The sequence below is a fragment of the Allosaccharopolyspora coralli genome (assembly GCF_009664835.1).
Lineage (GTDB): Bacteria > Actinomycetota > Actinomycetes > Mycobacteriales > Pseudonocardiaceae > Allosaccharopolyspora > Allosaccharopolyspora coralli.
In genome coordinates this window covers 1,614,052-1,638,647 of sequence record NZ_CP045929.1, presented here as the reverse complement: position 1 = coordinate 1,638,647, position 24,596 = coordinate 1,614,052, and the positions used below count along the sequence as shown (strand labels likewise).

General features: G+C 69.3%; 22 protein-coding genes and 1 pseudogene. 10 read left to right on the top strand and 13 right to left on the bottom strand.

The genetic code is table 11. From position 1 onward, the window contains the following. Positions 1-258: 258 nt before the first annotated feature. The gene (locus tag GIY23_RS07805; protein ID WP_154076035.1) at positions 259-831 is read left to right on the top strand and encodes a GNAT family N-acetyltransferase; all 573 of its coding nucleotides are present in this window, start codon (positions 259-261) and stop codon (positions 829-831) included. Positions 832-1,050: 219 nt separating this feature from the next. On the opposite strand, the gene GIY23_RS07800 is transcribed toward GIY23_RS07805, so the two are convergent. Continuing rightward, positions 1,051-2,730, bottom strand: a complete 1,680-nt coding sequence (locus GIY23_RS07800; RefSeq protein WP_154076034.1) for a DUF885 domain-containing protein — start codon at positions 2,728-2,730, stop codon at positions 1,051-1,053. Between the two features lie 106 nt (positions 2,731-2,836). Here GIY23_RS07800 and GIY23_RS07795 point away from each other — a divergent pair, with 106 nt between their 5' ends. The 3 genes from GIY23_RS07795 (at position 2,837) to crtI (ending at position 6,298) form a co-directional block, all read left to right on the top strand. Continuing rightward, positions 2,837-3,556: a DUF3153 domain-containing protein gene (locus GIY23_RS07795; RefSeq protein WP_222850262.1), complete on the top strand. Its 720-nt coding sequence runs from the start codon at positions 2,837-2,839 to the stop codon at positions 3,554-3,556. Positions 3,557-3,722: 166 nt separating this feature from the next. Continuing rightward, complete coding sequence (locus GIY23_RS07790) at positions 3,723-4,826, top strand: polyprenyl synthetase family protein (protein WP_187352062.1); 1,104 nt, start codon at positions 3,723-3,725, stop codon at positions 4,824-4,826. Then, positions 4,826-6,298 (top strand): phytoene desaturase family protein, encoded by a 1,473-nt coding sequence (gene crtI / locus GIY23_RS07785; protein WP_154076033.1) that lies wholly within the window; start codon positions 4,826-4,828, stop codon positions 6,296-6,298. The genes GIY23_RS07790 and crtI overlap by 1 nt, the downstream gene beginning before the upstream one ends. A gap of 185 nt (positions 6,299-6,483) precedes the next feature. Here crtI and GIY23_RS23380 read toward each other — a convergent pair. Both GIY23_RS23380 and GIY23_RS07775 read right to left on the bottom strand, forming a co-directional pair. Next, a pseudogene (locus GIY23_RS23380) lies at positions 6,484-6,588 on the bottom strand (hypothetical protein); the annotation flags it as partial. 494 nt (positions 6,589-7,082) lie between these two features. Then, the gene (locus GIY23_RS07775) at positions 7,083-7,448 is read right to left on the bottom strand and encodes an Rv2175c family DNA-binding protein (protein WP_222850261.1); all 366 of its coding nucleotides are present in this window, start codon (positions 7,446-7,448) and stop codon (positions 7,083-7,085) included. Between the two features lie 88 nt (positions 7,449-7,536). Here GIY23_RS07775 and GIY23_RS07770 point away from each other — a divergent pair, with 88 nt between their 5' ends. From GIY23_RS07770 to mptB, 3 genes are all read left to right on the top strand, one after another. Further along, entirely contained in the window at positions 7,537-7,683 is a 147-nt protein-coding gene (locus GIY23_RS07770; RefSeq protein ID WP_154076031.1) for a hypothetical protein, read from the top strand. Beyond that, positions 7,683-9,680 carry a Stk1 family PASTA domain-containing Ser/Thr kinase gene (gene pknB, locus GIY23_RS07765; RefSeq protein ID WP_228717602.1) on the top strand — a complete coding sequence of 666 codons (1,998 nt, stop codon included), beginning with the start codon at positions 7,683-7,685 and terminating at the stop codon, positions 9,678-9,680. Before GIY23_RS07770 ends, pknB begins: the two co-directional genes overlap by 1 nt. Positions 9,681-9,818: 138 nt before the next feature. Then, complete coding sequence (gene mptB / locus GIY23_RS07760) at positions 9,819-11,459, top strand: polyprenol phosphomannose-dependent alpha 1,6 mannosyltransferase MptB (RefSeq protein ID WP_228717601.1); 1,641 nt, start codon at positions 9,819-9,821, stop codon at positions 11,457-11,459. Here the strand turns inward: mptB and GIY23_RS07755 are convergent. From GIY23_RS07755 to GIY23_RS07735, 5 genes are all read right to left on the bottom strand, one after another. Next, positions 11,444-11,890: an STAS domain-containing protein gene (locus GIY23_RS07755; RefSeq protein ID WP_187352061.1), complete on the bottom strand. Its 447-nt coding sequence runs from the start codon at positions 11,888-11,890 to the stop codon at positions 11,444-11,446. The genes mptB and GIY23_RS07755 overlap by 16 nt on opposite strands. A 402-nt stretch (positions 11,891-12,292) precedes the next feature. Beyond that, complete coding sequence (locus GIY23_RS07750; protein WP_407646839.1) at positions 12,293-13,684, bottom strand: class II 3-deoxy-7-phosphoheptulonate synthase; 1,392 nt, start codon at positions 13,682-13,684, stop codon at positions 12,293-12,295. A gap of 196 nt (positions 13,685-13,880) precedes the next feature. Continuing rightward, complete coding sequence (locus GIY23_RS07745) at positions 13,881-14,906, bottom strand: 6-phosphofructokinase (RefSeq protein WP_154076028.1); 1,026 nt, start codon at positions 14,904-14,906, stop codon at positions 13,881-13,883. Between the two features lie 290 nt (positions 14,907-15,196). Beyond that, entirely contained in the window at positions 15,197-15,700 is a 504-nt protein-coding gene (locus GIY23_RS07740; RefSeq protein WP_154076027.1) for a polyadenylate-specific 3'-exoribonuclease AS, read from the bottom strand. Between the two features lie 53 nt (positions 15,701-15,753). Continuing rightward, positions 15,754-16,530, bottom strand: a complete 777-nt coding sequence (locus tag GIY23_RS07735) for a lysophospholipid acyltransferase family protein (RefSeq protein WP_154076026.1) — start codon at positions 16,528-16,530, stop codon at positions 15,754-15,756. Positions 16,531-16,792: 262 nt separating this feature from the next. On the opposite strand from GIY23_RS07735, the gene GIY23_RS07730 reads away from it, so the two are divergent. Both GIY23_RS07730 and GIY23_RS07725 read left to right on the top strand, forming a co-directional pair. Further along, the gene (locus GIY23_RS07730; protein WP_154076025.1) at positions 16,793-17,554 is read left to right on the top strand and encodes an alpha/beta hydrolase; all 762 of its coding nucleotides are present in this window, start codon (positions 16,793-16,795) and stop codon (positions 17,552-17,554) included. Beyond that, positions 17,551-18,141, top strand: coding sequence for a DUF308 domain-containing protein (locus GIY23_RS07725; protein ID WP_154076024.1), 591 nt, complete (start codon positions 17,551-17,553; stop codon positions 18,139-18,141). Before GIY23_RS07730 ends, GIY23_RS07725 begins: the two co-directional genes overlap by 4 nt. Positions 18,142-18,469: 328 nt before the next feature. Here GIY23_RS07725 and GIY23_RS07720 read toward each other — a convergent pair whose 3' ends face one another. The 5 genes from GIY23_RS07720 to GIY23_RS07700 all read right to left on the bottom strand — a co-directional run bounded on the left by GIY23_RS07720 (position 18,470) and on the right by GIY23_RS07700 (position 22,363). Next, positions 18,470-19,417, bottom strand: coding sequence for an ROK family protein (locus GIY23_RS07720; RefSeq protein ID WP_154076023.1), 948 nt, complete (start codon positions 19,415-19,417; stop codon positions 18,470-18,472). Next, positions 19,411-19,824, bottom strand: a complete 414-nt coding sequence (locus GIY23_RS07715) for a hypothetical protein (protein WP_154076022.1) — start codon at positions 19,822-19,824, stop codon at positions 19,411-19,413. The genes GIY23_RS07720 and GIY23_RS07715 overlap by 7 nt, the downstream gene beginning before the upstream one ends. 5 nt (positions 19,825-19,829) lie before the next feature. Then, positions 19,830-21,047, bottom strand: coding sequence for an ArsA family ATPase (locus GIY23_RS07710; protein WP_154076021.1), 1,218 nt, complete (start codon positions 21,045-21,047; stop codon positions 19,830-19,832). Between the two features lie 21 nt (positions 21,048-21,068). Beyond that, positions 21,069-21,512 carry an SRPBCC family protein gene (locus GIY23_RS07705; RefSeq protein ID WP_154076020.1) on the bottom strand — a complete coding sequence of 148 codons (444 nt, stop codon included), beginning with the start codon at positions 21,510-21,512 and terminating at the stop codon, positions 21,069-21,071. A gap of 62 nt (positions 21,513-21,574) precedes the next feature. Beyond that, positions 21,575-22,363, bottom strand: coding sequence for a metallophosphoesterase family protein (locus GIY23_RS07700; protein WP_154076019.1), 789 nt, complete (start codon positions 22,361-22,363; stop codon positions 21,575-21,577). Between the two features lie 330 nt (positions 22,364-22,693). Between GIY23_RS07700 and GIY23_RS07695 the strand changes: the two genes are divergently transcribed. Further along, positions 22,694-24,502: an AMP-dependent synthetase/ligase gene (locus tag GIY23_RS07695; RefSeq protein WP_154076018.1), complete on the top strand. Its 1,809-nt coding sequence runs from the start codon at positions 22,694-22,696 to the stop codon at positions 24,500-24,502. Positions 24,503-24,596 lie beyond the last annotated feature (94 nt).

Below are 24,596 nucleotides of genomic sequence, written 5' to 3'. Positions count from 1 at the left end.
GTCAGACTAGCGGCGATCGAGACGGGACTCAAGCGCGTCGACGTAGCTCACCTGTTCGAGTTGCCGTGATGGCGCCGTCCGTCGGTGCTCGCCTCACCGCAGCACGGCTCTCACACGGAGACTCTCGAAGTGGAGGACAGCGGCGGCGTGATGTCGGGCGTTCCTTGATGTCGCCGATCCGCAGCCGACCGCGAGCCGAGAACCCGCCGCGGAACCACCCACGCACATCGATCCGTGCACCCTTTACAGTTCGAGCACGTGACCGCAGCTCCCTCGCCCCGCCACGACCGTGTCGTCGACCTCAGCGCCGACCAGTTCCGCGCGCGCATGGACGAGGCGCTCGGCCTCTACATCACCGCCATGGGCTATCCGGCGGGCACGTCTGCGCACCGGGCGCCGATGTGGTCGGCCCACGTCCTGCGGCCGGGATGGCGATCCGTCGGTGCGCTCAACAGCGCCGACGAACTCGTGGGCGTCGGGTACGGCTACCTGGGCGCAAGCGGTCAGTGGTGGCACGAGCAGGTGCGGCGCGGGCTGCTCGCCGCGGGCGACGCGGCGGCGGTGGAGAACTGGATGACCGACTACTTCGAACTGACCGAGCTGCACGTGCATCCCGACAGTCAGGGCGGCGGGCTCGGAGAGGCGCTGCTGCGCCGTCTGCTGGAAGGGGCGCCAGGCACGTCCGTCCTGCTGTCCACTCCGGAAGGTCCGACCCGGGCGTGGAAGCTCTACCGCCGGGTCGGTTTCGTGGACGTGCTGCGGGACTATCGCTTCACCGGGGATCCGCGGCCATTCGCGGTCCTGGGACGTTCGCTGCCGCTGGAGTCGTGAGGCCGGCCCGGACGGCACCCCGACCGGCCGAGATGAGTGGTCGCGCGGAGTGACGGCCACGGTCAGGCACACGGCGTCGACCGTTTTCCACCACGTATGCAGACCAACCATCCGCGGGTTCTCGCCGCGTACACGTGGTACTCACGAGGACCCCAACGCCGCGAGGCGCGAACTGGAGCGGCGGTACCGGACCACCTACCCCAGCTCCCCAACGCCCTGTCACAGGCGTGCGAGTTGCTCCCGCAGGGTGTCCAGCCCCATCGGCCCCATTTCCAGCGAGCGACGGTGGAACTCCTGGAGGTCGAAAGCGTCACCGTGGCGGTCGCGGGCGTCCTGCCGGGCCGCCAGCCACAGCCGTTGGCCGAGCTTGTACGACGGCGCCTGTCCCGGCCAGCCGAGGTAGCGGTCGATCTCGTCCCGGACCTGCGCCTCGTCGGTGATGGTGCGGGTCAGCATGAACTCGAGCCCGAGCTCAGGCGTCCACTGCTCGCCCTCGTGGAAGCCGGTGCCAGCGGGGATCTCCAGCTCGAGGTGCATCCCGATGTCCACGATCACGCGGGCGGCGCGGAACAGCTGGTCGTTGAGCATGCCGAGCAGGTTTCCCTCGTCCTCGAAGTAGCCCAGCTCGCGCATGAGCTGCTCGGCGTAGAGCGCCCAGCCTTCCCCGTGTCCCGACACGAACGTCATCAACCGCTGGTATTTGTTCAGTTGCTGCGCCTGATAGACGGCGGTGGCGACCTGAAGATGATGTCCGGGCACCCCTTCGTGGTAGACGGTGCTGAGTTCGCGCCACGTCGGGAAGCCGACCTTGTCCTCCGGCACCGACCACCACATGCGCCCCGGACGGGTGAAATCGTCGTTCGGCCCGGTGTAGTAGGCGCCGACACCACCACCGGGCGGGGCGATCTTGCATTCCAGCGTCATCAAGGCGTCCGGCAGCGCGAAGTGCTTACCCCGCACCTCTTCCAGCACCTCGTCGGAAACCCGCTGCATCCACGCGGCGTAGGCGTCCTGACCGCGTACGCGGTAACGCTCGTCGGCGTCGAGCACCGCGGCGGCCTCCGAGAGGGTGGCGCCGGGCCTGACCCCGTTGGCAATGCGTTCCATCTCGGCCCTGATCGCGGAAAACTCCCGCCAGCCCCACTCGTATGCCTCGCGCAGATCCAACGCGGCGCCGGTGAAGTACCGGGACCACAGCCGGTACCGCCGCTCGCCGACCGCGTCTTTGGCGGGAGCCTTCGGCAGCAGCTCGGTGCGCAGAAAGTCGGCGAGGCCCGCGTAGGCCTCGGCGGCTTTCGCTGCGGACGAGGCGAGGTCGGCCCGCACGGTGTCGTCGACGTCGGCGCGGGCCACCATGTCGGCGAAGAACGACTCCCCGCCCGTGCGCCCGGCCCACCGGTCGCACTGGTCGGCGACCTTCGAGACCTGACGCCGAGCGGCGACCTGCCCGTTGTCCGCCGCGGCACGCAGGGACTCGGCGATGCCGTCCGCCCCGCCGGGGAGGTTCTCGAGCCGTCGCGCGATGGTGCGCCAATGCTCGGGGGTCTCGGCGGGCATCAGGTCGAACACCTGCCGCAGGTCCTGAACCGGAGAGGCGATGACGTTGAGCTGGGCCATGTCCTCCCCCGCGTCGGCGAGTTCCAGGTCGATCCCCACGCGTTCCAGGAAGACCGCCTGCGCCACCCGCTCCGATTCGTCGGCCGGAACGGCGGCGCGCACGTCTTTCCACGCGGTTCGCGCCAGCTCGGTGCGCGTGCGCCGACCGTCGGGCGAGTAGTCGGTCACGAGATGGTCGCCGCCCGGGATCCCGAGGTAGGTCGCGGCGATCGGGTCGAGGGCGGCGTAGTCCTCGACGTAGCGGTCACAGATCTGGTGCACACCCTGGTGCTCGGAAGACATGTCGTGACGTTATCGCGCCGCACGAGCGGTTTTCGAGCGACGTAGCGCTGATCGTCGGATCTCGCATCTCCGGCGAGGAATCCACGCCGGTGGCACGATCCGGGATGTGACGGAATCAGGGCGCGAACGACGCCCGGCCCGGGGCGAGCGGCCGGGAAAGCCGAGGTCGGCGCGGTCGCTGGCGGCGGCGGTACTGGTGATCGTGTTGGCCGGCGTGCTCACGTCGGGGTGCCTGGACGCGCGAACCACCATGACGATCACCGAGAACGATCTCGTCTCCGGTGAGATCGTGGCCGTCACCCCGACGCCGGTCGACGCTCGCGGTTTTCAGCTGGCCGTTCCCGACGGGTTCGAGGACAAGGTCCGTTCGGAGCCGTACCGCGACGGGGATCGTTCCGGGTCGCGGTTGTCCTTCGAGGAGCTCACCTTCACCGAGTTGGAACAGCTCGCCGAGTCGATGAGCAACGACGACAGTCGGTACCGGCTGGAACTGTCCCGCACCGGATCGCTGGTGAACCTCGACGGCGAGGTCGACCTGACCCCGCTGGCCGACACGGACTCGACGGTCACGATCGAGGTGAGCGCGCCCGGAGACGTCACCACCACCGACGGGCAGGAAAGTGCCGGGCTGATCACATGGGAACCGGAGGTGGGCGAGGTCACCCCGATCACCGCGACGTTCCAGTACTCGGGTTCGCAGGATCAGAGTTGGATCGGGTGGACACTGCTACTCGGCGGGGGAACGTTCCTCGTCGCGGCGGCCGTCGGGGTGATGGCGCTGCTCGCGCACGCGCGACAGCAGCGGGAGATCCCGCAGCGGGCATGACCGTGACGATCGCTCGCGCCGGGGGCCCGGGCGTGCCCCGAGGGCGGCTCCCGTACCCAGCCGCGAGGTGCGGTTCCGCGACGTAACCACCCACGCAGATCAACCCGCGCACCCCTCTGGCCGACCCGTCCTGCGACGCACGGCCGGCCTCACGCAGGATGGACGCGTGCGCACACATCACCCGGTGGCGAGCACCGACACCGACCTGCCCGAGCACGTGCATCGAGCGCTCGAGGGCTACCTCGAGCAGCGGCTCGCGGATTGCCGCGAACTCGACGTCGCGGTCGCCGAGGCCGCCGAGGCACTCGCGCGGTTCATCCTCGACGGTGGCAAGCGACTGCGCCCCACTTTCGCCTGGTGGGGTTGGCGCGCAGGCGGTGGCGCGCACTCCGGCCCGGCCGCCGAGGCCATGGTGCGCGCGGCGAGCGCGCTCGAACTGATCCAGGCGTGTGCGCTCGTGCACGACGACCTCATCGACGCCTCGGCCACACGACGCGGGAAACCGACGATCCACGTCCGCTTCGGCCGGACACACCGCGAACGGAACTGGCGGGGCGATGCCGACCAGTTCGGGGCCGCTGCGGCGATCCTCCTCGGAGACCTGGCACTGACCTGGGCGGACGACCTGCTGCACACGGCGGGGGTGGCTTCGGACGCGTTGCAGCGAGCGTTGCCTGCGTGGCGCGCCATGCGGACCGAGGTCCTTGCCGGGCAGTACCTCGACGTGCTCGGTCAGGCCCGGGGTGACGAGTCGACGGCGGCGGCGTTGCGTATCGACGAACTGAAGTCCGCCTCCTACACGGTGCGGCGACCGCTGGAGCTCGGCGCCGCGATCGCGGACGCGGACGACTCGGTCACCACTGCGTTGCGCGAGTTCGGTTCCGAGATCGGAGTGGCGTTCCAGCTGCGCGACGACTTGCTCGGTGTCTTCGGCGACCCGGACGTCACCGGCAAGCCCGCCGGTGACGACCTTCGGGAAGGCAAGCGGACGCTGCTCATGGCCGAGGCGTTCGAAACCGCGCGGAGTCGGGGCGACGACGACGCGCTGGACCTGCTGCGTTCCTGCCTCGGCGACCCGGAACTCGACCCGGCACGAGTCGAGACCGTCCGCGGCGTACTCCACGACCTCGGCGCGGTACGCGCTGTCGAGGAGCGCATCGAGCAGCTGACGGGCCGCGCCGGACGGGCACTCGACTCGGTGGCGATCCCCGAGCCCGCGGCGGGAACGCTCGCGGACCTGGCGATCGCCGTCACCGACCGGACGCGCTGATGCGGGTCGTCGGCGGCGCCACCGATCGTGTCGTGGTCGTCGGGGCGGGCCTGTCCGGCCTCGCCGCCGCGCTGCATCTCGCGGGAGCCGGACGGCAGGTGACCGTCGTCGAGCGTGAGCACACGCCGGGTGGCCGTGCGGGGCTCCTGGAACTCGACGGATACCGCGTCGACACCGGCCCGACCGTGCTCACGATGCCGGAACTGCTGGACGAAGCGTTCGCCGCGGTCGGCGACTCACTCGACACGCGGCTCGAGCTGCGTGCTCTCACGCCCGCCTATCGCGCGTCGTTCGCGGACGGGTCGACACTGGACGTGCACACCGACGCGGACGCGATGGAACACGAGATCCGCGCCTTCGCCGGTCCGTCCGAGGCGGACGGCTACCGCAGGCTCCGGCGGTGGTTGACCGACCTGTACCGCTGCGAGCTCGGTCGGTTCATCGACGCGAACTTCGACTCGCCGCTGGACCTGGTGCGTCCGGAACTCGCGCGACTGCTGGTCATGGGCGGGTTCGGACGACTCGGGCCCGCGATCGGCCGATTCCTGCACGACGAGCGTCTGCGCCGGGTGTTCTCGTTCCAGGCGTTGTACGCGGGTCTCGATCCGCGGCGAGCGCTGGCGCTGTACGGGGTGATCTCGTACATGGACACCGTCAACGGGGTGTGGTTCCCCGCGGGCGGCATGCACTCCGTGCCACGCGCGATGGCCGCCGCTGCCGCCGACGCGGGCGTGACGTTCCGGTTCGGCGAGACCGTCGACCGGCTGGAACGGTCCGGCAACCGGGTCACGACCGTGCACACCCGCTCTGGCGAAACGATCACCTCCGACGCGGTGGTCCTCACCCCCGACCTTCCGGTGGTCGACCGGCTGCTCGGAGCGGAGCGGCGACGACCACGGCCCCTGCGATGGTCTCCGTCCGCTGTGGTGATCCACGCGGGGACGACACGTAGCTGGCCGGGCACCGCGCATCACACGATCTCGTTCGGAGCCGCGTGGCGCGACACCTTCACCGAGATCATTCAGCGAGGACGGCTGATGAGCGACCCGTCGCTGTTGATCAGCCGTCCCACCGCGACCGACCCGGCGCTCGCGCCGCGCGACCGGGAACTGCACTACGTGCTGGCGCCCTGCCCGAACCTGGACACCGGCACGCTCGACTGGTCGTCGATGGGTCCCGCCTACCGGGACGAGCTGTTCGGGGTACTCGAACGCCGTGGCTTCACCGGTTTCGCCGACTCGGTCGAGGTGCAACGCCTGGTCACGCCGCCGGACTGGGCCTCGTCGGGGCACGCGGCGGGGACACCGTTCTCGGCTGCGCACACTTTCGCCCAGACCGGGCCGTTCCGCCCACGCAACCTCGTGCGCGGATACGACAACGTGGTACTCGCGGGTTCGGGCACGACTCCCGGTGTCGGAGTCCCGACCGTCCTGTTGTCGGGAAAACTCGCCGCGCGACGAGTGACCGGTTGAATCGCCGACGATCCACTGCGATTCTTCGTCGCCGCAGAAATCGCGGACGTCGAATTCACTCCTGCTTCCTGCCGTGTGCATTCCCCGGATGATTCCCGCTGCGTCGGCGCCGACCACCACGGTCGAGCGCAGCAGGCACCGAGCACCGCACCCGAGGTGTTGAGCAGTACATCGTCCGCGGAGACGACTCGCCCGGTCAACGCCACGTACTGCACCGTCTCGATCACGCACGCCGCCACTGCGGCCCCGACCGCGACGCGGCGCGGATCGCGCAACCACCGACAGCGCATCGGAGCCACGAAGCCCACCGTGAACAGCAGGAACAGGTTCCCGAGCAGCTGGATCCAGGGCCAGATCGCACCCGGCTCGGCCTGCACGGCCACGAGCAGGTCACTGCCCGGCACGACACGCACCTCGGTCGGTGCGACCGGCGTGCGCGCACCCCACACGAGATGCGTCACCGCGATCACCGACAGGACCAACGCGGCGTCGAGCGCCGAGAGCCGAATCGCGGGCGTCGGACGCAACCAGCACCCTCGGACGACGGCGCCCAGCACGGCCAGGAGAACCACGAGCGGAACGGCGAAACCCAGCAGCGGAACGATTCCGCCGTGCGCCGCCATCGCCTGATGCATCGAGACTCGTCCCCCTTTCGGGGACAGTCTCACAGTGACGATCATCGTGATGCATCCGTGATCGGCGGAGTTTCATCTCACGTTGATCCGCCGCGTGCATCACGTTCACATCACGGCGTGGGCCGAAGCGTCGAATTCACCTCGAGACGTCAGAACCCCATGGCCTGCGCGCGGCGTTTGACCTCCCGCCCCCGATCGCCACGCAACGCGTCGATCGGGGTCCCGGGCAGCGAGTCGTCGGTGGTGAACAGCCACCGCAGGATCTCGTCCTCGCTGAAACCGTTGTCGCGCAGCAGCGTGATCGTGCCGCCGAGGCCTTTGACCACGGCGTCGCCTGCGAGAAAGACATCCGGGACGCTGAGGATCTTGTCCCTGCGCAGAGCCATGAGGTGGCCGTCGCGGATGAGCTGATGGACCCGGGTCACCGGCAACCCGAGTCGCTCCGCGACATCGGGCAGCGGGATCACCTCTACGTCGGGCTCGAGCACATCCGGGGCGTTGGGGATCGCACTCACGCCCGACACGATGCCACATTCCATGGTCGAACGCCGCACCCCGACACCACCGAGCCGTTCGCTCCCGACCCGTCTCTACGATCGAGGTGTGAGCACGCACTGCCTCGACGCGCCGCGACGCGACGCGCCACCTCGCCGCTGCCCCACGCAGGGGGCCCGCCCGGGACTCGGCCCCGGCGGGCGTGCGCCGTACCGCGGCGCGCAGCGACACGGGAACTCCGGGGCAGGCATCTGATGGACTCCGGGCCACGGGGGCGTAGCGCACCACTGCTGGGCGCGATGCTGGAGCGTCGTTACCGGGTGGACTCGCTCATCGCGCGGGGCGGTATGTCGACCGTGTACCGCGGGCTGGACACCCGGCTCGACCGGCCGGTCGCGATCAAGGTGATGGACAGCCAGTACTCGGGCGACCGGGCCTTCACCGAACGCTTCGAGGGCGAGGCACGCGCGGCGGCCAAGCTGCACCACCCGAACGTCGTCGCCGTCTACGACCAGGGGGTCGACACCGCCGCCGACGGCGAGCACGTGTTCCTGGTGATGCAACTGGTCGAGGGCGCGACTCTGCGCGACCTGATCCACCAGGAAGGAACACTGCCGCTGCCGATGGCGGTCACGGTGATGGAAAGCGTGCTAGCCGCGCTCGCCGCCGCCCACCAGGCGGGCATGGTCCACCGCGACATCAAGCCGGAGAACGTCCTCATCGGCAAGGACGGCACCGTGCGGGTAGCCGACTTCGGGCTCGTCCGCGCGGCCGCATCGAGCAACGCGACCTCCGGCAACGTCATCCTCGGGACTGTGGCCTACCTCTCGCCGGAGCAGGTGACCACCGGCGCGGCGGATGCACGCAGTGACGTCTACGCCGCGGGCGTGGTGTTCTACGAGATGCTCACCGGCGCTCCGCCGTACGAGGGCGACACCGCCCTGTCGGTGGCCTATCAGCACGTGAACAACGAGGTCCCGCCGCCGAGCGAGAAGGTTCCGGAGCTCGCACCCGCGACCGACGATCTCGTGTTGCGCGCCACTCGACGCGACACTTCCGCCCGGCCGGAAGGCGCGGCGGCGTTCCTCGAGGAACTTCGTCGCGTACGCGGTCATCTCGGCATCGCCCCGGTCGCGGTACCGATACCGTGGACCGAGCAGGAGACCTCGCTGATCGCGACGGACGACCCGCCGACGGATCGCTTCGCCGCGGTCGGCGCCGCGACCGCGCCGTACTCGGCCGGGGGCCCGCAAGGCACGATGGCTCTCGCACGGCAGGAGCCCGTTCCCGACGAGCCGGACACGCCGCTGGACGCCGGGCTCCGCGCGCTGCGGGAGCCGGAAAGCGAGCAGAGCCGTCGACAGCGGAGCAGGCGCACCTTCGCGCTGTGGAGCATCGTCGTGCTCGGGTTGGCGGTGCTCATCGGGGGGACCGCGTGGTGGCTGGGTTCCGGTCGCTACGTCGCCGTCCCGGACGTGACGGGCCAGACTCAGGAGGTCGCCGAGCAGACGCTCGCGGGCGCCGAACTGAGCTCGACCGTCGTCCGGGAGCATCACGACACGATCCCCGCAGGTGTCGTGATCAGTTCGTCGCCGCAGCAGGGCTCGGACGTGGCAGGCGGTTCCGAGGTGGAGCTCGTCGTCTCGCTCGGCAAGCCGACGGTGCCCGAGATCACCGAAGGCACCGAGGTCGGCGAGGCCGAACGCGCGTTGCGGGACGCCAAGCTCACGCCCCAGACCGACGGCGAGCGCGATCAGTACAGCACGACCGTGCCCGAAGGCAGGGTGCTCTTGGTGGATCCCGGCCCGGGGACGGAACTGCCACTCAACGCGCCGGTGACGCTCATCCTGAGTCGGGGGCCGCCGCCGGTCCCTGTCCCCGACGTGTCGAGCATGAGCCGCGAGCAGGCATTCGCCACACTCACCGAAGCCGGTTTCGCGCCGTTCGAGGCCGGGCAGGAGTTCTCCGGCGACGTCGAGAACAACCACGTGATCAGCACCGAACCCGCCGCGGGCACGGAAGTCCTGCTGGAGGGCAGACCACGTGTCGGGGTCACGCTGTCGAACGCGGTGACCGTGCCGTCCCTGATGGGCGTCCCCGTCGAGGAGGCTCGGCGCCAGGTCGCCGAGCTGGGGCTCAACCTCGAGGTGCAGTCGTTCTTCGATCGTCCGAACAGCGTGGTGCTCGGACAGTTCCCCTTCTCCGGAACGAAGGTGGAGCCACGGTCGACGGTGCGCGTCAACTCGTTCTGATCGAACCCGCGCACTTCGGGAGCCAGGGTGCGTGGACAGGTTCGCGCGGGCTCGGGACGACACCTCGCGCGATCGACGTAGGACGACTCCGACCTGCGCTTTCACTTCGGATCGAACGTCGCGTCGAGCCAGGCCCCCATGATCGACTCCGGCGTGTCCGTGGTAGTGCGCAGGCTCCCGGGATCACTGTGGGACTATGTCAAGACGATGCCCGAAACTCCCGTTCTGAGGCCCCAGGCTCTGACGCGGCTCGGCCGCGCGGCCTCGGCCGAAGTGAACAGCGGTCCGCACGGACCGCTGCCGTTGCGCACCATCGTGCTGGGCGCCGTCGGATCGGTGTTGTTGCTCCTCGGGTCCATCGGTGCCGCCGGAGTGCTGGTGCACGATCCGGTGCTGTCCTCCGGACCACTCTCAGCGATGCGCTACGGCCACGGCAAGGATCTCTCCGGAGCGGTCGTCTACGTCGGATTCGGCCTGCTCGTGTGGGCCTGGGTCCGTCTCGGTCGTGGAGTGCTCGCGGGGTTGGTGCAGTCACGCGGTGTGCTGCTGGCGACCACGGTCTGGATCACGCCACTGCTGATCGCCCCTCCGCTGTTCACCCGCGACGTCTACAGCTACCTCGGGCAGGGGCTGCTCGCGCTCTACGGACTCGACCCGTACGCGATCGGCCCGGCCGCGCTGACCGGACCGATCCCGGACAACGTGCACTGGTTCTGGCAGACCACCCCCGCACCGTACGGCCCGCTGTTCATCGGTATCTCCAAAGGCGTGATCCTCGTCGCGGGCGACGGCATGATCTCCAGCGTCATCGCGATGCGCCTGGTGCTGCTGGGCGGGCTGGTGATGCTGGTGCTGAGCCTTCCCGGTCTGGTCCACCACCTCGGCGGCAAGCTCCCCGTCGCGTTGTGGCTGGCGGCGGCGAGCCCGATGACCGTCGTGCACCTCATCGGCGGGCCGCACAACGACATGCTCATGATCGGCTTCCTCGCGGTGGGGACGCTGCTTGTACTCGACGGTCGCTACCTGTGGGGCATCGCGCTGGTGACGATGGCGATGGGAATCAAGGCCACCGCCGCACTCGCGCTCCCGTTCCTGGTCTGGGTCTGGGCCTCGCACCTGACGGGCCCGCTGTGGCAGCGGTTCCTGCGCGCGGTCGTGCCGTCGCTCGGCGTGTTCGTCGGAGTATTCGGCGCCTGCATGCTGCTGGCGAAGGTCGGCTTCGGGTGGATCTCGGCTTTGTCGGCACCAGGCATGTTCGTGAACTATCTGTCCGCACCGACCGGGCTCGGGCAGGCCGCGCACTCGGTCGCGTCGCTGTTCGCCGACGACGTGCCGGGCTGGCCGTTCATCCAGGCAGGCCGGGTGATCGGGGCGGTCGCCCTGGTGGGCATCATCGGCTGGCACTGGTGGCACGCACGCCACGGCGGTCCGGACACCATTCGCCGTGCGGCCATCGTGCTCGCGTTCGGTGCCCTGCTCTCGCCCACGATGTTCCCCTGGTACCTCACGTGGGGTCTCGCCCTGGCCGCCGCGCTGCCGTGGGGCAGGCGGGCACTCACCTTCGTGGTCGGTGCCTCGGTCGTGCTCGTGCTCGCCTACTACCCGGACGGCGAGGTCGCGTTGTACAACTGGCCGTTCATGGCAGCGAGCGTGGCGCTGGCGGTGCTCGCGGGGCTTTCGCTCATTCGTTTCGACCCGTTGAACGTCAGTCGATTCCTGAGTGTCGAACGGGCGCGGGAAACGCCCGTCGACACGACGCCGGATCAGACCGTGCGCTGATCCTCGAGAAGTGAGGCTGCCGCGACCCTGCCGGCACGCAGCGCCCGCAGCACGGCCGGATTGTTCTCCGTGACCAGCAGCAGTTCGGTGCGGTTCAACTTGGCGCACTGTTTCGCCGCGCTGAGCGTGTGCAACGCGGTCACGTCGAGGAACGCGACCTCGTTGAGGTCGACGATCACCGTGTGCACGTCCGTCCGAACCTCGTCGAGGATGGCTCGTTTGAACGGCCACACGTCGTCCTGCACGAGTTCCCCGCCGACCTGAAGCACAGCCGCGCCCGGAGTCGGATGGGCCACGGTGACACTGCACCGTGACGACCGCTCCGGCGTGGTCTCTTCGACGGCGACTCCACGTGGCGCAGGCACGGTGACGTCGGGCTCGTCCTGGACCAGGCTGACGGGTCGCAGGATTTCCTCGGAGGCAACGGACACAGCGTGATCCCCTTTCAGCGGTGTTCGTCCGGATCGGAACCGTCCGGACCCCCATGCCGGACGCTTCCCTCGGAGCGAACCGGTCCCTCGGATGCCGGGTTCGACTCCGGCGCCGACACTACCGACGCACCGCATCGCGGTACCCGGGGCCGATCACCGGACGGGGGGGTCATAGCAAACGCGGCACGCTAGCGCCACCCCTGCCCCGGTAGCGCAACGTGGACGGAATACCCCCAGCACACAGCGTCAGAGGCATCGAGATCGACCGCCACGGACTCCGGTCCGACCCACTCGGGTGAACTTCGAACCGCGTCGCACACAGCACGTCGCCACCCGTTTCTGGTGCGAATAAAGCACACCCCCGCGCCGATGGCACGGGGGTGTGCTGGGGCGTCGGTCGGCTCAGGTCCGCAGCATCTCGGCGACGAGGAACGCGAGCTCCAAGGATTGCTGGGTGTTCAACCGCGGGTCACACGCGGTCTCGTACCGGCCGGAGAGGTCGGTGTCGGAGATGTCCTGGGCGCCGCCGAGGCACTCCGTGACGTCCTCACCGGTCAGTTCGATGTGAATGCCACCGGGGTGTGTCCCGAGGTGGTGGTGCACCTCGAAGAAGCCCTGCACCTCGTCCACGACCCGGTCGAAGTGCCGGGTCTTGTACCCCGTCGATGCCTCGTGGGTGTTGCCGTGCATCGGGTCGCACTGCCAGATGACCTTGTGCCCCGAGGCCTCGACCTTCTCCACGATCGACGGCAGTACCTCGCGCACCTTGCCGTTGCCCATCCGCGCGATCAGCGTGAGGCGCCCTGGCTCGTTGTTCGGGTCGAGCCGCTCGACGTACTCGACCGCCTTCTCCGGGGTGGTCGACGGCCCGATCTTCACACCGATCGGGTTGGACAGCAGTTCGGCGAACGCGATGTGCGCGCCGTCGAGCTGTCGCGTGCGCTCCCCGATCCACAGGTAGTGGCCGGAGAGGTCGAACAGCCTCGGCTGGTCGCCGGACATGTCCAACCGCAGCATCGCGCGCTCGTAGTCGAGCACGAGCGCCTCGTGCGAGGCGTAGAACTCGACCGAGTGCAGGCTGGAGTCGTCGACACCGCACGCGGACATGAACCGCAGGCCGCGGTCGATCTCGGCGGCCACCGACTCGTAGCGCTCCCCCGCCGGCGAGTTGAGGACGAAGTCCTTGTTCCAGTCGTGAACCTTCGCCAACGCCGCCATACCCGCGCTGGTCAGCGCGCGCGAGAGATTCATCGTCGCGCTCGCGTTCGCGTAGGCGCGGATGAGCCGCGACGGGTCGTGCGCCCGGGATTGCTCGGTCGCCACGAGGGAGTTGACCATGTCACCGCGGTACGACGGCAGCCCGAGCGCGTCCAGTTCGCTGGACCGGGGCTTGGCGTACTGTCCGGCGATCCGGCCGAGTTTGACGACCGGCATGCTGGCGCCGTAGGTCAGCACCACCGCCATTTGCAACAACGTGCGAATGCTCGCTCGGATGTGCGGCTCGGTGTTGTCGGCGAACGTCTCCGCGCAGTCCCCGCCCTGGAGCAGAAACGCCTCGCCGTGCGCCACGGCGGCCAGGTGCTCACGCAGTCGCAACACCTCGGAAGGCACCGTCACCGGCGGCACGCTCTCCAGGACCGTCCGCACGCTGCGAACCTGATCCTCGGGCCACGTCGGCTGCTGCGCGGCGGGCCGCGCGAGGGCGTCGTCGAGCCGAGTGCGCAGATCCTGCGGTAGCGGGGGGAGTTCGGGAAGGGTGTCGACAGGAACGTCGACGGTCCAGTTCGCGCTCACACCGTCCAGGGTAGGCCGTGGCGCAGGTCGCCCATCCATCGGGAGGGCGTCTCCCACCAGCCGAGACATCCACTGGATCGAGTCCGTTCCGAGCTGAGAACTCCTCCGGAGGTCTTGCTCGGCGGGTCGGGCGGCGGAACCTTCGCTGCGGGGTCGATTTCTCGCGTCGCCACCTCACGCAGATCACTCCCCGCCCTCAACCGAACAGGACTTCGGCCTCTTCGTACCGCTGCAAGGGAACCGTCTTCAACGCCGCCGTGGCCGCCGCCAACGGCACCCGCACGATGTCGGTGCCTCGCAACGCGACCATCGTCCCGACGTCGCCGTCGGTGACCGCGTCCAGCGCGTGCAGGCCGAACCGGGTCGCCAGAACCCGGTCGGCGGCGGTCGGCGTGCCACCCCGCTGCACGTGGCCGAGCACGACGGCACGCGACTCCTCACCGGTGCGCTGCGCGATCCTGTCCGCGAGCCAGGTTCCGACACCGCCGAGACGCACGTGCCCGAACGCATCCCGTTCCCCGGTCTGCAACATCTCGCCGCCACCCTCGGGAACCGCTCCCTCGGCGACGACGATGATCGGCGCGTTCTGCCGCTCGAACCGTCGCTGCACCCACTCGCAGACCTGGTCCACGCTGAACGGCTTCTCCGGCCCGAGAATGACGTTCGCGCCACCCGCCAGTCCCGAATGCAGTGCGATCCAGCCCGCGTGGCGGCCCATCACCTCGACGACCAGCGCCCGATGATGCGACTCGGCCGTCGAGCGCAGCCGGTCGATGGCCTCGGTCGCGATGTGCACGGCGGTGTCGAAGCCGAACGTGTAGTCGGTGGCGTCGAGGTCGTTGTCGATGGTCTTGGGCACACCCACCACGGGCACGCCTGCAGTGTGCAGCCGCTGCGCCACCCCGAGGGTGTCCTCACCGCCGATGGCCACGAGAGCGTCGATGCCTTGCTCGGCGAGCGTCGCCTGCACCCGCGCGACTCCGTCGGCCTCGCCGTGCGGATTGGTGCGGGAGGAGCCCAGGATCGTGCCGCCCCGGTCCAGGACGTCCTCGACGTCGTCGACCCCGAGCGGCCGGCTGAGTCCTTCCATCGAGCCGCGCCACCCGCTGCGGAATCCGACGATCTCGTGGCCGTGGGTCTCGACGCCTTTGCGTGTGATCGCCCGGATCACCGCATTGAGTCCCGGGCAGTCGCCACCCCCGGTGAGGACTCCGATCCGCATGCCGCCTCCGCTCGTACTCGCCACTGTGATCGGTGCCACTCTGGCACGGGCTGGATCGGTGCAGCAAGCGTCAGCGGTCGCGCGGAATGAGAGTCGCGGTCAGGCACACTGCGTAGGCAGTTTCCACCGCCTAGTACACCAGCCACCCGCCGGTTCTCAGCGCTCTCCTCGCGAGGACACGATTTTCGCCGCCTAGGTCGCTACTCAAGAAAGCGTTCCCGCAGCGAGAGGGCGCTGAGGTTCCGCCACGGAACCACCCACGCCAATCAATCCCCGCATCTCATAGGTTCTCAGTGCACCGGGCCGCCACGCTTGCCGAGTTCCTCCTGGATCACGTTCCACTTCACGAGGTTGTGGCGCGCGTCCGCGAGCGCGTCGTGCGCGTCGGCAGGCGGCGACGGCAACGTCGGCTTCCCCGCGTCCTCCCACCGTTGCCGCAGGTCGCGGGTGAGCTTCGGTAGCTTCGACGGCAACGCGGGCATCGCCCCCCAGAGTTGGGCGAACGCGACGTGGTCGTAGGCGGAGATCCACGCCCACAGCTGGACGTCACCGTCATCCGCGGTCAGGAACTCGTAGAGCGCGTCACGAATCCGCGACCGGGACATCCACCGCGAGTCCGACGGCGGCGGCAGCTGAGGAAGGACGTTCCTGCGCACCCACTGACCGGCTTTGCTCTCGTCGAACTCGGTCGAGACCGCGTAGAACTCGCGCCCGTGTTCGTCGACGACACCGATCGACACCAGGTCGATGGTCCGGCCGTCCTCGATGAACTCGCAATCGTAGAAGAACCGCACCGGCCAACCCTAGACGGTCGAGAGTGCCCGGCCGACGGCTGCCCGACGGCACCTCAACCGGCACGTGTCTGGGGTACCCGGCCGCCGGAGGTGCGCGCGTCGTCGTCCTTCTGGTTGCCGTCGACTTCCCAACCCGCGATGTGTTTGCCCTGCGCGGCCAGGTCGTCCTTGGCCTTCGCAGCGTAGATGTCGACGTACTCCTGACCGGACAGCTCCATGAGCGCGTACATGATCTCGTCGGTGATCGAACGTTCGACGAACCGGTCCCCGGCCAATCCCTCGTACCGTGAGAAGTCCAACGGCTCCCCGACCTTGACCTCGACCTTGTGCGGATACCACATCTTCGAGCCGATGGGGTTGACCTTGTTCGTGCCGAACATGGCGATCGGGATCACCGGGACTCCGGACTCCAGCGCCATGCGCGCGACGCCGGTCTTTCCCTTGTAGAGCCTGCCGTCCGGGGAACGCGTTCCCTCCGGATAGACACCGAGCAGCCTGCCCTCGGAGAGAAGCCGGACGCCGGTGTCGAGCGCGGCCTGCGCAGCGGCACCGCTGGAGCGATCGATGGGGACCTGACCGACCCCGGAGAAGAAGTAGCGCTTGAAGCGGCCCTTGAGACCGGTTCCGGTGAAGTACTCGCGCTTGGCCAGGAACGTGACCCGCCGCTTCATCATCAACGGCATGAAGAACGAATCGGCGACCGCCACGTGGTTGCTCACCAGGATCGCGGCTCCCTCGTCGGGCACGTGCTCGTGGCCCTCGACAGCCGGTCTGCAGAACAGCTTCATGACGGGACCGAGCAAGAGGTGCTTCATGACCCAGTACAGCACTGTTCCGCTGCCTCCCTGACGCCCCGAAAGTCCCGCTCAGCCTACGGAGACGTTGATCCGCACACAACGCGGGATACGCCACCCGAGCTCCGTGCGACGATCCGTTCGGCGTCCCGTGTCCGAATCACCCCGAACGCGGTGGTCGCGTGCGACGATGGCACGAGCGCACATCTGCCGACCACCGCCGACCGGTGACGAGCAGGAATCCATCGAACGACGAGCGTGCCGAGACGGGCGGTGAACCGCCGAAGGGGAGGTCGCAGTGCCCGTACTGCCCGGTGCCGAGCCGTTCGCCCACGACGGTTCGGAAGACATCGGCGTCCTGTTGTGCCACGGCTTCACCAGCACACCGCAGAGCATGCGTGCGTGGGGAGAACATCTCGCGGCGGAGGGGTGGACGGTCCGCTGCCCTCGCCTTCCCGGGCACGGCACCAGTTGGCGGGAGCTCGAGCGCACCCGGTGGCGGGACTGGTACGACGCCGCCGAAGGCTCGCTGCAGGAGCTGCAGGCGCGCTGTCGCTCGGTGTTCGTGTTCGGGCAGTCCATGGGCGGGACCCTCGCGCTGCGGCTGGCCCAACAGCATCCCGAGATCGCGGGGCTGGTGCTGGTCAATCCGTCGGTGACGACACGACGCCGAACCGCGGCACTGCTTCCGGTCCTCGCGCGTGTCGTGCCGAGCATCGCAGGCCTCGGCGGCGACATCGCCAAGCCGGACGCCGTCGAGCTGTGCTACGACCGCACACCACTGCGGGCGTTGGCGAGCCTGCGGGAACTCTGGCAGCTCGTGCGCGCCGAGTTGGGGACGGTGCGCCGCCCGCTGCTGCTGTACCGCTCGGCGGTGGATCACGTGGTGGAGCCGGTGAACTCGACGCTGGTACTCGACCGGGTCGCCGGTACCGACGTCACCGAGGTCGTCCTGCAGGACAGCCATCACGTGGCCACCCTGGACCACGACGCTGCCACCGTTTTCGCCGGTAGCGTCGAGTTCGTGCAGAGAATCGACCGGGTCGGTGAGGTGGCATGAGCACGCGCCGGGACAGTGCCGACGGGCCCGAGGACATCGACGCCCGGTTCGCCGAGATCGTCGCCGGTCTGGAACGGGACGCGCCGTTGGGTCAATGGCCGGACGGCTCCGACACGCGTGCCGTGGACCGGTTCGACTCCGAGGGCGGGAACTCGACCGAGGCTGGGGCGAGGAGTGCCGACCCGGCGAAAGGCGACACCGCGAACCCGGATTCGCGGCGCGACTCCACCAACACCGACTCGACCAGCCCGGATTCGACCAGTACCGACTCGACGGCCGCGGTGAACCCGAGCGCCGAGGGAACGGGGCCGCGGGATTGGCAGCCGGGGCCGGAGACCGAGGACGACGAAGGGCACTTCGAGCCGCCGGAGCCGCCACCGATCACCCCGCCGCAGCCGTCGACCTGGGGTGGCATCGGACTGATCGTGCTCGGTGTCGTGATGTTGGTGGTGCCGGGCCTGCTCGGTTCGGTGAGCACGGTCGCGCTGCCCCTCGGGCTGGTCTCGATCAGCGGCGGGATCGCCTGGTTGCTGCTGCGGTTGCGTCACACCCCGCCCCAAGATTCGGACGACGGCGCACAACTCTGAGTGAGAAGGCGTTTTGGAACTTGGGTGAGTGATCCGGTACCGCCGCCCCAGTTCGTGCCTCGCGGCGTTGGGGTCCTCTTGAGTACCACGTGTACGCGGCGAGAACCCCTGCCTTGCGAGGCACGAACTGAAACGCCGGAGCCCCTCACCCTGTCGAGGCTGATCACGTGTGACCGTGCCCCACGGGCACACATGCCAGTTTCCGCCCTCTGACGTGAGGGGCACTGGGAACTCGGGTAGGGGCGCATGGCCGCTGCCCCAGTTCGCGCCTCCTGGTCTCGGGCTCCTCGGAACCCCTGCCTTGCGAGGCACGAACTGGCGACTCCGGTCATCCGGAACGGTCGGCATGGTGGCGGGCGAGTTCCGCGGCGCCGACGATCGCTGCCTCGTCGCCGAAGTGCGCGAGCCGCACCGCGGCGACGGGCCGATGCCCGGCACCGGTGATCGCCGAGGTGTAGTGCTCGACGGCGTCGTCGAGAAACAACGACGCCGAACCGGAAACTCCGCCCGCGAGCACGACGACGTCCGGGTCGTAGACGTCGGCGACCAACGCGAGTCCCTCCCCCAGCCAGCGCGCGAGCTGCGCGACCGCCTCGAGAGCCACCGAGTCACCGTCCCGTGCCGCGCGGGCGACCTCGACGCCGGTCAGCACCGACGGATCCGCCCGAAGACGCTGTGCCCACGGAGTAGCCGGGGCGTCGACGAGCAGTTCGGTGGCCACGTCCACGAGCGCGGTGCCGCTGCAGTACCGCTCCCAGCAGCCCCGTTTCCCGCACGGGCACGGCCTGCCCTGCGGAACCAACCGCAGGTGACCGAGTTCCGGCGCGACACCGTGCGCCCCGCGATACACCTGGCCGTCGACGAGGAGCGCTCCTCCGATGCCGGTGCCGAGCGCGACGAGCACCGCGACCCCGGCGTCGCGAGCCGCACCGTGACGGTGCTCGGCGACTCCGGCGGCGTTCGCGTCGTGGTCGAGGACGACGGGCAACCCGATCCGCTCACCGAGGCGGTCGGCAACGGCCTCGCCGCGCCACGGAAGGTGCGGGGCAAAACGCACGACCCGCAGGTCCTCGCTGACGAAACCGGCGACCGAGAGCCCGACCGCCGCGACGGTGTACTTGCGCGCCAGGTCGGTGACCACACCGGAGACCGCCGCGTCGAGGTCGGCGGTGGAGCGTCGCGTAGCGGTGCGGCGAACCTCGAGGACCGTGCCCTGGGGGTCGACCACGCCCGCACGGACGCTCGTGCCACCGACGTCGACACCGACCGTCAACAACCGGGTTCCCGCCGTCCCGGTGACTCGTCTTCTCGCAAGACGCGGCCCGCGACGCGCTGCAGGGTGATTCGCTGGACGTCCGGCCGCTCCGGCTCGTCGTGCCGCGTCGTCGACGGCTCGTCCGCTCGGGGGTGCTCGGTGGCGAACTGACGGAGCACGGTGAGGAGCCCGGCGAGCTGTTCGACCAGCCGAGCCGTCAGTTCCGGCCGCTCTCCGCGCATGATCGCCAGGACGGCACAGACCGGGCACCAGCCGCAGCTCTCGGGTCCGGTGTGGACCGCGTCCTGTTGCTGCCCGGCGCGGAGAAGGTATTCCTCGGCGCGGCCTGCGAGCGCCTCGAGCAGCTGCCGCAGCTCGTCGACGACCTGCTCGCGACCGTCCTGGTGTTCCTGCCCAGTGCTGTCCACGACGATCACCGCATCCACAGGTCGGGGTCGGGTCGGAAGGTCACTGCCATACCGTCGTCTCCGGCGACCGCTCCGACGACAACGCACCGGCGCAGGACCGCGGGCAGCGCGAACAGGCGTCGGCGACCGTCGACGGTCACGGCCAGCTCGTCGTCGACCCTCGCGAGGTCCAGCTCCGCCCCGTCGTGCAACGGAACCGGTACGCGCAAGGTGTACTCGGCGTCGGTCCCGGTGCCCTCACGGACGACGTCGAGTCCTCGGGAGCCCCGGGTGCCCTCGAGTGGATCGTCGTCCGCGTAGAGGTCGGCACCGAGCTCGGCGAGTGCGGCCGGACCGACAGGCTCCTGTGCGCGATGCTCGACCAGTCGCATCGGCACCTCCGTCGCTGCGCGGACCGAGTCGAGCGTCGCTCGCTGCTCGTCGCGCCGCGTCCGCAACCATGCCGCCGCCGCGCCCCGCGCCGAACCCGGGTCGGGGACGACGCGGTTCGCGACGAGCCCGTCGACCGTGATCTGGTGCAGCGCGAGCGCAGTGAGGGTCCGCCGGGTCTCGGCGGCGACGACCGACTCCGGCGTGAGCACCAGCCGGACGCTGGTGCCCTCGGCCTGGAACAGCTCGCGCAACGCCGCGAGATGCTCGGCGAGCCTGCCCAAGGCATCCGCGACGCCGTCCCAGCGATCGACGTTGCCGCTGCCCGCGATCCCGGCCAGCAGGCCGCGCACGACGCGCCGGTGCGTCGGGAACATCCGCTCGAGATAGCCGGAAACGGCCTCGGGCAGCGCAAGCAGTCGTAGCGTCTCGGCGGTCGGCCCGCAGTCGACGATCACGGTCTCCCACGGCCCAGTCACGGCGAGACGCTGCACCTCCGCCAGCGCGAGCAGGTCCTCGATGCCGGGCAGAGTGGTCAACTCGGCGGCGTCGAGCTCGTCGACCCCGGACCCCTGCAACAACGTCCTCAAGTGTTCCCGCAGGTCCGCCCACGCCGTGTCGACGAGGCTGCGGGTGTGCACCTCGGCGGCATGCAGCTCCGCTTCGTGTTCGGGTACGGCGACCGGGACCGGCTCGGATCCGAGCGGGACACCCACGGCGTCGCCGAGGGAATGCGCCGGGTCGGTCGAGACGACCAGCACCTTGCCGCCGTGCGCGGCGAGGTGTGCGGCGGTCGCAGCGGCGAGGGTGGTCTTGCCTACCCCGCCTTTGCCGGTGAACAACAGGATGCGCACGACGGTCCTTCGTGGACTCCGTTACTGAACGGACTCGACGCGACGTTTGAGCTCCTTCAACGCCGTGTCCATGATCATTTTCTCGGCCTTGCGCTTGAACATGCCGATCATGGGGATCGCGAGGTCGACGGCGAGGCTGTAGGTGACCTCCGTGCGCCCGTCCCCCAGTTCCTTGAGCCGGTAACTGCCGTTCTGGGCCTTCTGGACCTGCCCCTCGGACAACGTCCAGCTCACCGACAGTCCGTCGTCAGCCCATTCGTAGGCCAGGACGTAGGTGTCCTTGACCACACCGGCGTCGAGCACGAAACGGACGTGCTCGGGCACGCCGCCCGCGGTCCGGGAGCGAACCTCGACCTCTTTGACCGCTTCCGCCCACTCCGGATACGCGGGGAAGTCCGAGATCACCGACATGATCTCCGGTGCCGGGGCCTCGATCACGATGGATTGGGTGGACTGATCGACCATGCCGCGCAGGTTACAGGGTCGGCCGCGAACGACACCGCACCGTCGCCCGGAAGCGGCCGTGGTCACCACCGCAGCGTGCGGGGCGTTCCGGTCCGTTTGAAGTGCCCGACGTTGAGGCACTCGGTTCGCCGATGCCGCACCCGGCCGCACAGCGGCTGGTGGACGTGCCCGAACAGCGACCACCGGGGCCGGTCGGTGTCGATGCGTCGGCGAAGCGCGGCGGATCCGTGCTCGGCGCGGCGTGCGACCACGTCGTAGGTGAGTTCCGGCAGCGCGGGCGGAACGTGACTGCACAGCACGTCGATCTCGTCCAAAGCCTCGACCGCCGCGTCGAACTCCGCTTCCTCGCGCAGGTACGGCACCCACGGCGAGCCCCGGCGCAGCGTCGCGCCCGGCGGCAGGATCGTGCCTCCGACGAACCCGAACCGCAGCCCCCCGATCTCCACGCTCCGGCCGTCGACGAAATACAGGCCGTCACGGGCGAACTCCGGCCACAGGTACGGGTTGTCGACGTTTCCGGCGATCACGTACGTCGGCGCGCGCATCGCCGCGAACAGTTCCTCGTACTGTGCCCGCACGGCGTCCTGCACGACCCGCTCCGGGTCGTCGAGGCTTTCCCACAGCGAACGTGCGTACGCTGCGAGTTCGGAGCCCCGCTGGTTGCGCCGCAAGGACGCGAAGTGCCCGACCTTCTCCGGCCCGAACACCGCGCCGAGGATTCCCTTGTCGTGCTCCTGGTAGTCGACGAAGTCGATGAGGTCGCCGAGGACCACCAGAGCATCGGCGCCGTCGCCGGCCCGTTTGAGGTCCTCCACGTTGCCGTGTACGTCGGAGACCACGTGGACCCGCACTCCGGCCTCCTTCCGACCTGCTCGAACGCGGTGACGACGCGTTCACTTCCCACCCGAACCTAGCGTCGCGCGGACGTCGTCCGCAGCACCCCCTCGAGTATCCCGGAGCTGCTCCGCTCCCCGGAACCACGACGCCGCGACCAGCCGGATCACAGGTTCGTCCCGATGCCCGACGCCCGTATCCGAGCGACGCTCCGACCGGCATAGACTGGGGCGTGCAATTCGGACCAAATGCCGCCCGGCCACACGACCGGGACACCAGGTCTACCGTCCGGTAGCTCTCGGCGTTAGGTTGTCTCCCGACATTTGGCGTGTTACCGGAGGTACGACGTGCGAGAGTTCAGCGTCCCCGCCACGACGTCCGTGGCCGACGACGAGAACCTCACCGACATGGTGTGGGCAAACGCGGAACGCTTCGGCAGCACGGTGAGCTTCCGACGATCCGTCGACGGCACCTGGGTCGACGTGACCGCGGCCGATTTCGCCGCGCAGGTTCTGGCGGTGGCGAGGGGCATCATCGCCGCCGGCCTGGAGCCCGGCGACCGGATCGGTCTGATGTCGCGCACCCGGTACGAGTGGACCCTGCTCGACTTCGCCATCTGGGCGGCGGGCTGCGTGACCGTTCCGATCTACGAGACCTCGGCCTCGGACCAGGTCGAATGGATCCTGTCCGACTCCGGGGCGCGGGCCCTGTTCGTCGAGACCGGCACCCATCGCGTCGAGGTCGACAAGGTGGTCGACAAGCTGCCGGACGTACGTCACGTGTGGCAGATCGACGGGCCCACCGACAGTGGCGCGGCCGGAGCGGTCGACGAGCTCACCGCACTCGGAGCCGACGTCGCCGACAGCGACGTGCGGGACCGCAGCAACGGTGTGAAGGCCGACGACACGGCCACCCTCATCTACACCTCCGGCACCACCGGCCGCCCCAAGGGCTGCGAGCTGACCCACCGGAACCTGCTCGCCGAGATCCGCGCCGACCTCGACGCGTTCCCGCAGCTGATGCAGCCGGGCAACTCCATGTTGATGTTCCTGCCGATGGCGCACGTGCTCGCCAGGGCCATCTCCATCGCCACCGTCTACGCACGGCTGACGCTCGGCCACACCGCCGACATCAAGGACCTCGTCACCGACCTGGGCTCGTTCCGCCCCACGTTCGTCCTCGCCGTGCCGCGTGTGTTCGAGAAGGTCTACAACACGGCCAAGCACAAGGCGCACTCCGGTGGCAAGGGCAAGATCTTCGACGCCGCCGAGGCGACCGCCGTCGAGTACAGCAAGGCACAGGACGGCTCGGGCCCCGGGATCGCCCTCAAGGCCAAGCACCTCGTGTTCGACAAGCTCGTCTACGGCAAGCTGCGGGCCGCTCTGGGGGGTCGGTGCATCGCGGCCGTCTCCGGTGGCGCTCCGCTCGGTGAGCGGCTCGCGCACTTCTACCGGGGTATCGGCGTCCCGGTGCTGGAAGGCTACGGCCTCACCGAGACGACCGCCGCCGCCACGGTGAACGTCGAGGGCGACGCCAAGATCGGAACGGTCGGCAAGCCGATCTCCGGCACAGCGGTGCGGATCGCCGACGACGGCGAGATCCTCGTCAAGGGAGACGTGGTCTTCACCCGCTACTGGAACAACCCGAGCGCCACCGAGGAGTCCCTCGAAGACGGCTGGTTCCACACCGGCGACCTCGGTTCCCTCGACGAGGACGGCTTCCTGCGGATCACCGGCCGCAAGAAGGAGATCATCGTGACCGCGGGCGGCAAGAACGTCGCCCCGGCGGGGTTGGAGGACGCGCTGCGCTCCCATCCGCTGATCAGCCAGTGCATGGTGGTCGGTGACCAGAAGCCGTTCATCGGCGCGCTGGTCACCCTCGACCCGGAGTTCCTGCCCGCGTGGTTGGAGGACAACGGCAAGTCGACGTCGCTGACGGCCTCGGATCTCGTCGAGGACCCCGACGTGCGCGCCACGGTGCAGAAGGCAGTCGACGAGGCCAACCAAGGCGTGTCCAAGGCGGAACAGATCAAGCAGTTCCGCATCCTGCCGGACGACTTCACCGAAGCCACCGGCGAGCTGACGCCGAGTATGAAGCTCAAGCGCACCAAGGTCGCCGAGAATCACGCGGACACTATCCAGGGTCTCTACACCTGATCGGTGGTCGCGGATCGAGGGCTGCGGGGTCCCCACGCCTACGCTCATCGGCCACCTGCGGGTTCCGCACGGAACCGTCGACGCAGAGCGATCC